This window comes from Luteolibacter sp. (assembly GCF_058122085.1).
Genome location: NZ_JBIKBQ010000140.1, coordinates 1 through 9,396, shown reverse-complemented (window position 1 = coordinate 9,396; position 9,396 = coordinate 1). Strand labels below are relative to the sequence as shown.

The following is a 9,396-nucleotide window of genomic DNA, read 5'->3' as shown; positions in this document are numbered from 1 at the left end:
GCGCTGGCCGGTGGCCTCGCCGCCGATGAAGAGCCAGTTCTTTTTGCCGATGGCGGTGGGGCGGATGCCGTTCTCGATCCAGTTGTTGTCGATCTCGAGCTGCCCTTGATCGACGTAGAGGGTGAGCTTGGCCCAGAGGGTGAGGGTGTAGTCGATGGCTTTTCCCAAGGCGCTTTTGGGAAGGACTTCCGGTCGGGCACGCAGGGTGACGAGGTCGGCTTTGAGGATCTGCAGCAGTGGGGCGGACCGCGCTTGGCGGACTTGGGAGCGTTCCGCGGACTCGGCGTGGGTTTTGCGCAGGGTGGTTTCGATCTGGTAGATCCGCGCGATGGCGGCGAGTGGTCCGGCGGCGAGGGTTTGGCCGGACTTGAAGGCTTCATGGAACTTGCGCCGGGCGTGGGCCCAGCAGGCGACGAGGATGATGCCGTCCTTGCCGGCAATCCAGGAGTCGTAGGCGGCGTAGGCGGCGGTTTGCAAATAGCCTTGATAGCTTGGGAGCAGGTCGTCGAGGCAGGCGGCTTTGCGGCTGGGGTGCCATTGATAGAGGATGTCTCCCTTGATGCCGTTGCGCGGGGCGTGGATGACCCAGAGGTAGCCGGTGGAGCATTTACCCTTGCCGGGTTTCTGATAGCGGATGGGTGTCTCGTCCGCTTGGAGGTTGGTGTTTGCGAGCAGGCCGGCGTGGATGGCCTGGATGGGCTGGACGGCGGGGTGGATGACGAGGGTTTCGCGGACTTCGAGGTGGGAGTTGTCGCGGGGCTTGCGGGGGGAGCGCTTTTTGACAGGTGGTGGGGGGAGGAGTGCTTCAGCCGCCGGTGGCGTTTCGGTCCCATCGGCGGCGACGGTTTTTTCTGCGGCTTCGGGGTAGGTGAAGAGGTCGAGCTGGGAGGGATCGAGTGCTTCGCTTTTGGCACCGAAGAGCTGGCGCAGGATCTGGTCGACGCGCTGGCGCAGCAGCTCGTTCTCGGCGCGGAGGCGGTCGATTTCGGCGAGCAGGTGCTGTTCGCGTTGATGCGTCATTTACTATAGGTAAAGTAGCATTTTCAATGCCAGAAGTGACGTATGATAGATTAATCTTCGAACTTGATCTAATCGCGTTCGAACCATGCGCGGCGCATCCCGTCGCGCAGGTCGATGCCATCGGTGAGCATGGCAAGGGCGGCGGGCTCGAGACTGAGTTTGCCGTCCTTGGCGGCGGCGGGTTTGGGCCATTGGAAGGTGCCGCGTTCCAGTCGTTTGGCGTGAACCCAGAGTCCGGTGCCATCCCAGTGCAGGAGTTTGATTAGATTGTGCGAGCGATTGGTGAAGACGAAGACGGCACCGCCACGGGGATCCTCGCCAAGGCGGCTGAGGACTTCGGCGTGGAGTCCGTCGAAGGATTTGCGCATGTCGCAGGGTTCAAGGGCGAGGAAGACCCGGAGGCTGCCAGAGAGTGTCAGCATGGGCGGCGGAGGGCGGCGAGGAGTTCCAAAGCCAGTGGCAAGGCGGCGCGGGAGGCGATCTCGAGGGCCGCACCGCAAGGCAGCACGATGCGCAACGCCTCGGCGGAAGCGGAGTGGCTGACAAGCACTTCGGCGAATGCCGGCCCGGAGCGATCCAGAGCGGGAACTTCCTCGCTGCGCTTGCGCAACCAGGCGATGAAAGTCTGGTATTGGACGCCATGCTGGCGGGCAAAGGCCATGGCGCTCGTGCCGCTGCGGTCAAAGGCCTCGAGCAGCGATTGCTTTTGGGCGGGTGAATAGCGGAGACGCCCGTCGCTGCCAGCGCGGATGATCGTGGAGTCGTAGGCTTCGGGATGGGATGATGTAGGTTGCATACACAGGTATGTATGCTCTGAATGCACGGATTCAGCTAGAGGCCGAGAATAGACCGCTTACGTCAGAAAGGCGATGTCACCGGCTTCGAACTGAGGGTAAACCAAAAATCCTTGATTACGGTGCTTCGCAACTTGCCAGCCAACGACTGATTTTCACCCCAGCCCTGGTTTTTCACCCATTCCCGCAGCACCCGTGCCGCACTGGCTTCTTCGAGGTGGAGGGCTTCGAGGTGGAGGGCTTCGAGGTGGAGGGCTTCGAGGTGGCGGTGGGCGATGGGAACGAGCAGGATGACGAGGACGGGATTTCGCGGCGACCGGTGATCGCCGCCACGGTGCGCGCGGCAAGCAACCCGTTGGGGAGGGAATGCAAAGGGCTCTCGGAGTCCGGATCAAGGTCCGCGATGCCGACGCCGGAATTCGCAATGCACGGGCGCGATTAATTCGATCCCGAGGCCACCGGCCCGTGTTTCCACTGCCTGTGCGCGAGGTACGGCCCCCCGTTACGCGAGGTCTGGGTGCTTGTGCGCGACGCACAGCCCCCGTTACGCGAGGTGCGAGCACTTGTGCGCGATGTCTAAACACACGTTTATTTGGGGTCTACAGTTTGGGGTATTGCTTCGCCATGGCTTCGGCCTTGCGGTAGTTCGCGCGGAACCACTCGCCGAGTTCGGCTGCGCGGGCGGCGGCTTTGAGCGCGTCCGGGCCGTCGAGGAGCGGGTCGCCTTTGCCGGCCTTGGCGTAATCGACGAGTGAGACATCGGAGAAAACGGCGAGCGCGTCGGCGGGCATTCCGGCGTCACGGAGGGCTAGCCAGGCGACTTTCATTTCCTCGTGCGAGTCGATGCAGATGATTTTGACGAGCTGGCGGAGCGTGTTGAACGAGGCCCCGGTCAGCTCTCGCCGATAGGTGAAATTGCCGCGGTCTTCATAAGGTCTGGCATCCGGCATCGTCGAGTTCGCCAGGTTTTCCGGCGTGTAAACATCGCGGCGGATCGGCGTGCGGTGGAGGGCGCGGGTCTGAGGGCCGCCTGGCGTGCCGGGCTTGCCGAACCAAAAGGTCTGCCCCTCCGGACTGAGGCAAAATTCCACGAAATCCTGCGCCACTTCCGGATGTGGCGCGCCTTTCAATACGGCCACCGGATCGCTGCTCAAGGTCGTGCCGCCAACCGGGGCGATCCAGACGACGCGCGGCTCGCCCGATTTCGAGGTGAGTTCCTCGGCGAACGAGCGGCCGTAGAAATCGATGCACATCCCGGCGGCGGCATTCCCCTGCCCCACGTCCTGCGGGATCTTCGACGCGCTGTCGGTGAAATAACGGGCGTTCGCCGACATCCGCTGGATCAGGCGAAGTCCGTTAGTCCAGCCGACGTCCGGCGTGGCGGCGCGCTGCATTTCCGACTGCACGAGCAACTCGAACGCGCGGGCGAGCGAGCCGCTTTTCGTCGGGTCTGCCAGGGCGAGCGTCCCGGCGTATCGCGGATCTCCCAGATCGTTCCACGTCGTCGGCGCGGAAATCTTGAGGCGTTCGAGGACATCCGGATTATAACAGATTCCGAACTGCGACATGCAGGTGCCCACCCAGACATGGTCGGCCGGATAATAGCGCTCGCCGGTGAAGGTCTCGGGAATGGGGCCGTCTTTGACGAACAGCTGGGGCTGTGAATCGAACACCCGCAGCGGCACGAGGCGGCCTTTTTTCGCCTGGCTGGAAAAGTCCGGCTCGCCGCCGCCGAAGAACACATCCACGCCGATGCCCGCGCGGCCGGTTTCCTCCGCCGCCTTGAATCCGGCGTCGAGCACCATGCGGATTTCCGAGGTCCCGCCCGGCGTCCGCCAGTCGATGTAGATCGAGCGCCCGGTCGTTTTTCTCCAATGCGCCGCGAAGGCCTCGCCGAATTCCTGGCGGATCGATTCGTTGTGCGGGCTGAGAATGACCAGTCGGTCGTCGGCTTTGCGCGGCGACGTGGTCGCGCTTTCGCGGCGCATGACCAGCGGCAACGCCACGATCAGCGCAAGGAGTCCGAAGATGATAGACGCTCTTGTTTTCATCACTGCGGTTTCAAAACCACGACATCATCATGCCGCGCATGGAGGGTGATTTTTTCATCACCCGGCCCATGGATCAGGTGCGGATTCATCTCCACGACTTGCTGACGGCCCGCCGCGGTATCGACCCAATACTGGATGCGCTGGCCGAGGTAACTTCGCTCGACGATGTTTCCCGTGACCGGGTTGTCGCCGCTATCAGCATGCAGGCGCCACGCCTCGGGGCGGATGGAAAGCCGCACCGCCTCGCCCGCCGCGGGCGTCCACGCGGGATCGCTGACGCGTCCGACGAGCGGACCTGCGGCCGTCCTAACGAGTGTGAAACCCCCGCGGGTTTCGAGCGCCTCGCCATCGATCAGATTCGTCTCGCCGATGAAGTTCGCGACCTCGGCGCTGTGCGGCGTGCGGTAGATTTCCTCGGGCGTGCCGATCTGACCGATTCTGCCGCGAGTCATCACGGCCATGCGGTCCGCCATCGCGAGCGCTTCCTCCTGATCGTGGGTGACATAAATCGCGGTCAAGCCGTTGTCCTTCACAATCCGGCGGATCTCGCGGCGCATTTCCACGCGGAGCTGGGCGTCGAGATTGGAAAGCGGTTCGTCGAGCAGCAGGCACTTCGGTTTCACGACCAGCGCGCGGGCAAGCGAGACGCGCTGCTGTTGGCCGCCGGACATCTGGTCGATCGAGCGGGCGCCGAATCCCGGCAGCCGGACCATTTCCAAAACCTCCTCGACCCGTCGCTTGATTTCCGGTTTCGGCACTCGCCGCTCTTCGAGGCCGAAAGCGATGTTCTGGCCGACGGTGAGATGCGGCCACAGCGCGTAGCTTTGGAAAACCATCGCCGCCTCGCGCTTGTGCGGCGCCATTCCGGTCACCTCGCGCTCGCCAAAAAAGACCGCGCCGCTGCTCGGAGTTTCCAGCCCGGCGATGCAGCGAAGGAGCGTCGTCTTGCCGCATCCCGAGGCTCCGAGCAGGAAGAACAGCTCGCCGGGTCCCACATGCAAGCTGACTTCGTCGAGAGCCCGGGTGCTTCCGAAGGATTTGACGACTGACTCCGCGCGAATGGATTCCATGGCAATGAACAGCCCCATGTTTTCGTTTGAGAGCCTCGAAGCAAGTTCCAAGCTCGATTAAGTGCGCGCCTCGATTTTTTTCGAAGATTCTCTTGCCAAATCGCGGGTCGGCTCTTACCAAGTGCCCCCACCCAACCGGATGCTCGGATGGCGGAATTGGTAGACGCGCTAGACTAAGGATCTAGTAGGGAAACCTGTGGAGGTTCGAGTCCTCTTTCGAGCACTTTATTTGGAGATGAACCAGGGGGCCTGCAAGGGCTCCCTTTTTCGTGCCGTGATTCCCAGGGTCTTCGGTCTGGCATCCAACGTTCCTGCCAGCACCGGGCGAGCGCTATGTCGCTTTTGCCGCCACCCCGAGACCGATGACCGGAAATCATACCCAAAGGCATCGACATCCGGCGAGGGAGACGCAAGCCTTGGCTCTGTCTTCATTTCATTCAGAATCTTCCCACCATGTCCTGGCAATCCTACAACCAATCGCTTCTCCGCTATCCGCAACACGGATTCTCCCTCGATCTCTCCCTGATGGACATCGAGCCGGGCTACGTTTCCGCGCTGCAGCCGCAAATCATCAAAGCGTTCGCCGACATGGTCGCCGTCGAGGCCGGTGAGATCGCCAACCCCGACGAGGGCCGCATGGTCGGCCACTACTGGCTGCGCAACGCCGATCTCGCGCCGACCGAGGAGTTGAAAAAGGCCATCACCGAGCCGATCGCCGCGCTCAAACATTTCGCGGAAAAAGTCCACACCGGCGGAATCACCCCGCCATCCGGCGGAAATTTCCAACAAGTCCTGCTCATCGGCATTGGCGGCTCCGCGCTCGGCCCGCAGCTCCTCTCCGAGGCCATCGGCCAGAACGCCCGGCTGCCGCTCCATTTCTTCGACAACACCGACCCCGCCGGCATGGACGCCGTCATCGCCAGACTCGCGAAGACCGGACTCGATAAAACCCTCGTCCTCGTCATCTCCAAATCCGGCGGCACCGCCGAGACCCGCAACGGGATGCTCGAAGCCAAGGCCGCGTATGAAGCCGCCGGCCTCGACTTCGGCCGCCACACCGCCGCCGTCACCGGCACCGGTTCCAAGCTCGACCAATACGCCGTCGCCCACCACTTCATCGCCCGCTTCCCGATGGAAGACTGGATCGGCGGCCGCACCTCCGTGCTGTCCACCGTCGGCCTCGTCCCCGCCGCGCTGCAAGGGTTGGACATCGACGCCATGCTCGCCGGAGCCGCCGCGATGGACGTGGAAACCCGCAGGCAGGACGCTTCGAAAAACGCCGCCATGCAGCTCGCCATCGCCTGGCACAGCGCCACTAACGGCAAGGGCGAGAAGGACATGGTCGTCCTGCCCTACAAGGACTCGCTCGTCCTGTTTTCCAAGTATCTCCAACAGCTCGTCATGGAGTCGCTCGGCAAGGAGCGCGACCTCGACGGCAAGGTCGTCCACCAAGGACTCGCGGTTTACGGCAACAAAGGCTCCACCGACCAACACGCCTACGTCCAACAGCTCCGCGACGGCGTGAACAACTTTTTCGCCACCTTCATCGAGGTGAGAAAAGGCCGCTCCGGTCACAGCATCGAAGTCGATCCCGGCACCAGCACAGCGGACTACCTGCAAGGTTTCCTGCGCGGCACGCGCAAGGCGCTGCATGGCGCCGGCCGCAAATCGCTCACGATTTCCATCCCCGAGGTCACGCCCTTCCAGCTCGGCCTGCTCATCGCCCTGTTCGAGCGCACCGTTTCGTTCTACGCCTCGCTCGTCAACATCAACGCCTATCACCAGCCCGGCGTGGAAGCGGGGAAAAAGGCCGCCGGCGCATTCCTCGAAACCCTGACCAAAGTCCGCGGCCACCTCACCGCCTCCGCCAAGAACGCAGCGGATATCGCCACTGAAATCGATGCCGACCCCGAGGACGTCTATCACTGCCTCACCCACCTCTCGGCGAACGGCGAAGTCCAGATCTCCATCGGCGCAAGTCCGGCGGACGACAGCTTTCAACTCTGAGCCGCTCCGGACCTCAGTGATCGAGCTTGAGCTTCTTCAGCTTGGGCTCGATGACGAACCGGCAATACGGGTTCTTCGACTTGTTCTCGTTGTAGTAATTCTGATGATAGCTCTCGGCCGGATAGAAGTCCGCAGCCTTGGTGATCTCCGTCACGATCGGATCTTTGAAATTCGCCTTGGCGGCTGATTTCGATGCCTCCGCGACTTTCTTCTGCTCCTCCGAGTGATAGAAAATCGCCGAGCGGTACTGGGTGCCGGCGTCGTTGCCCTGGCGGTTGAGCGTCGTCGGGTCGTGGAGGTCCCAGAACCAGGCGAGCACCTTCTCGTAAGAGATTTTCTTCGGGTCGAAAACCACCTGCACGACCTCCGCATGGCCGGAGTCACCGTCGCAGATTTGCTCGTAAGTCGGGTTCTTCACCGAGCCACCCATGTAGCCGGAGGTGGCGGAGTAAACGCCGTCGAGCTGGCGATAGGCGGCCTCGATGCACCAGAAACAACCGGCGCCGAGCGTGGCGGTTTCCGCACCTGCGGGGACTTCGGGCATCTTGGCGGCTTGTTTGTCAGCGGGATTCATGGCTTTTTCGGGTTCGCAGGAAGCGAGCGTGGGAACGAGGAGCAACAACGAGAGCGCGAGTCGGCGGTTCATGCGGGTAGGATACGTGAGAATGAAATTTGTTCCCGAAAAGATTCGTCACCACTCGATGCCGACCCCTTCTTCCGGAATGAGAACCTGCTCGCTGATGCCGAGACGGTCCGCCTCCATCAGCAGCCGTTCGACGGGCTCGTGGTGCGGCTCGTTGCCTAGCGGAAACGTCCCGTAGTGCATCGGGATGAGCGCCTTCGCCCCGAGATCCGCGAACGCGCGGACGGCCTCCTCCGGGTTCATGTGCACATCGCGCCCGCTCGGCGACTCGTAGGCGCCGATGGGCATGAGCGCGACGTCAATTTCGTAGCGCTTGCCGATTTCCTTGAAGCCCTCGAAGTAAGCGCTGTCGCCGCAATGAAACACGCTCTTGCCGCCGGCGCGGACGATGTAGCCGCCGTAGTCGCGGTGGACGTCATGAATGAAGCGCGCGCCCCAGTGATGGGACGGCGTGTGGATGATTTCGAGCTCGTCGAAACTCAGCGCATCCCAAATCCTCATCTCGTGGGTAGCTGGGAAGCCAAGCCGCTTCACGAGCGAGCCACTGCCCATCGGGACCACGATTCCCTCGCGCGCCTGGAGGATTTTCAAACTCGGCTTGTGCAGGTGGTCGAAGTGCGCGTGGGTGACCAACACCAGATCCACCTCCGGCACGCCGTGCAGGTTCAGCCCCGGCCGACGCGAGCGCTTCACCGGGCCGTGCCACTTCGCCCAGTTCGGATCGACGATGACCGAGTGTCCGGCGAACTGCAGGAAAAACGACGCGTGCCCGATCCAAGTGATCCGCACCTTGTCCAGATCCGGCGGCGCGAGCACCGGCTCCAGCACGTCGCCATTGCTCCGCTGAAACATCCCCGGCACGATCCGGTGGCGGAGGAATTTAAGGTTCCTCGCCGGCCAGCCCTTCTGCGGCAGCAGGCCGGAATACCTCGCGGGCATCGGCTCCATCGGTGAGGGCTTTTTGTCTTTCACTGTTGCTTGAAATTAGCGGACGAAACGCGGGCGCGCATGGAAAACCTCAAATTCATTTTCCGTAAGCCGCCGCGATCTTCTCCGCCCAGTCCCGCGCCCTCTCCGCGAAGCTCCGGTCATCCCCGGCATAGAGGATGCCGCGGGAAACATTGATCACGTCCGGCGCGCGGCGCGCGGCGGCGGCGAGCGAGGCGAGGTCGCCGCCCTGCGCGCCGAGTCCGGGAACCAACAGCGGCGCGTCCGGCATTTTCTCCAAAACATCCGCCGCGTTCGTCAGGCCGACGACGTAGCCGACATCCGTGGCGCGGCCCTCGTCCTTCGCCCGCTCGCCGAGCGCGGTGACGAGTTCGAAAACCGAGCGCCCGTCCGCAAGTTTCTGGCGCTGGAAATCCGCCGAGCCGGGATTCGAAGTCACCGCGAGCAGATAGATACCCCTCCCCGCCCAATCGAGAAACGGCTCGATCGAGTCATAGCCGAGAAACGGATTGAGCGTCACCGCATCCACCTTCCAGCCGGCGAAATAGCCCTGCGCGTAGTATTTCTGCGTCTCGCCGATGTCGCTGCGTTTCGCGTCCAGAATCACCGGCACGTCTTCCGGCATCCCGCCGAGCAGCTCTTCGAGCAGGCGGATGCCCTCGATGCCCATCGCCTCGAAATACGCCATGTTCGGCTTGTAGGCGGCCGCCCACTGCGCCGTTTCCTCGACGACTTGTTTGAGAAAATCCCGCGCCGCCGCCGCGCCGCCGTCCCCCGGTCGAGGATCAAGCCCGACACAAAGCCGGGACCCGGTTTTTTCAATCCGTTGCTGAAGACGTTCCGCGTAGCGCATGCCCGGAAGT

At 62.9% G+C, this 9,396-nt stretch carries 10 protein-coding genes and 1 tRNA gene; 3 read left to right on the top strand and 8 right to left on the bottom strand.

The window, feature by feature from the left end; all coding sequences use genetic code 11:
• The 3 genes from tnpC to tnpA all read right to left on the bottom strand — a co-directional run.
• On the bottom strand, nt 1-1,020 hold a 1,020-nt coding region (tnpC, locus tag AC4DF4_RS16745; RefSeq protein WP_490049253.1), incomplete at its 3' end, for an IS66 family transposase.
• 68 nt (nt 1,021-1,088) lie between these two features.
• Nucleotides 1,089-1,442: an IS66 family insertion sequence element accessory protein TnpB gene (gene tnpB / locus AC4DF4_RS16740; RefSeq protein ID WP_490049252.1), complete on the bottom strand. Its 354-nt coding sequence runs from the start codon at nt 1,440-1,442 to the stop codon at nt 1,089-1,091.
• Nucleotides 1,436-1,816, bottom strand: coding sequence for an IS66 family insertion sequence element accessory protein TnpA (gene tnpA, locus AC4DF4_RS16735; RefSeq protein ID WP_490049251.1), 381 nt, complete (start codon nt 1,814-1,816; stop codon nt 1,436-1,438). Before tnpA ends, tnpB begins: the two co-directional genes overlap by 7 nt.
• A gap of 215 nt (nt 1,817-2,031) precedes the next feature.
• Between tnpA and AC4DF4_RS16730 the strand changes: the two genes are divergently transcribed.
• Nucleotides 2,032-2,256, top strand: a complete 225-nt coding sequence (locus AC4DF4_RS16730) for a hypothetical protein (RefSeq protein WP_490049250.1) — start codon at nt 2,032-2,034, stop codon at nt 2,254-2,256.
• A gap of 157 nt (nt 2,257-2,413) precedes the next feature.
• Here AC4DF4_RS16730 and AC4DF4_RS16725 read toward each other — a convergent pair whose 3' ends face one another.
• The gene (locus AC4DF4_RS16725; protein ID WP_490049249.1) at nt 2,414-3,865 is read right to left on the bottom strand and encodes an ABC transporter substrate-binding protein; all 1,452 of its coding nucleotides are present in this window, start codon (nt 3,863-3,865) and stop codon (nt 2,414-2,416) included.
• The gene (locus AC4DF4_RS16720; protein WP_490049248.1) at nt 3,865-4,935 is read right to left on the bottom strand and encodes an ABC transporter ATP-binding protein; all 1,071 of its coding nucleotides are present in this window, start codon (nt 4,933-4,935) and stop codon (nt 3,865-3,867) included. Before AC4DF4_RS16720 ends, AC4DF4_RS16725 begins: the two co-directional genes overlap by 1 nt.
• 141 nt (nt 4,936-5,076) lie before the next feature.
• Between AC4DF4_RS16720 and AC4DF4_RS16715 the strand changes: the two genes are divergently transcribed.
• Nucleotides 5,077-5,158, top strand: a tRNA-Leu gene (locus AC4DF4_RS16715).
• Nucleotides 5,159-5,388: 230 nt separating this feature from the next.
• Complete coding sequence (locus tag AC4DF4_RS16710; RefSeq protein WP_490049247.1) at nt 5,389-6,942, top strand: glucose-6-phosphate isomerase; 1,554 nt, start codon at nt 5,389-5,391, stop codon at nt 6,940-6,942.
• Nucleotides 6,943-6,955: 13 nt separating this feature from the next.
• Here AC4DF4_RS16710 and msrA read toward each other — a convergent pair whose 3' ends face one another.
• The 3 genes from msrA to pyrF all read right to left on the bottom strand — a co-directional run.
• The gene (gene msrA, locus AC4DF4_RS16705; RefSeq protein WP_490049246.1) at nt 6,956-7,588 is read right to left on the bottom strand and encodes a peptide-methionine (S)-S-oxide reductase MsrA; all 633 of its coding nucleotides are present in this window, start codon (nt 7,586-7,588) and stop codon (nt 6,956-6,958) included.
• A gap of 45 nt (nt 7,589-7,633) precedes the next feature.
• On the bottom strand, nt 7,634-8,557 hold the full coding sequence (locus AC4DF4_RS16700; protein ID WP_490049245.1) for an MBL fold metallo-hydrolase: 924 nt from the start codon (nt 8,555-8,557) through the stop codon (nt 7,634-7,636).
• 52 nt (nt 8,558-8,609) lie between these two features.
• On the bottom strand, nt 8,610-9,396 hold a 787-nt coding region (gene pyrF / locus AC4DF4_RS16695; protein WP_490049244.1), incomplete at its 5' end, for an orotidine-5'-phosphate decarboxylase.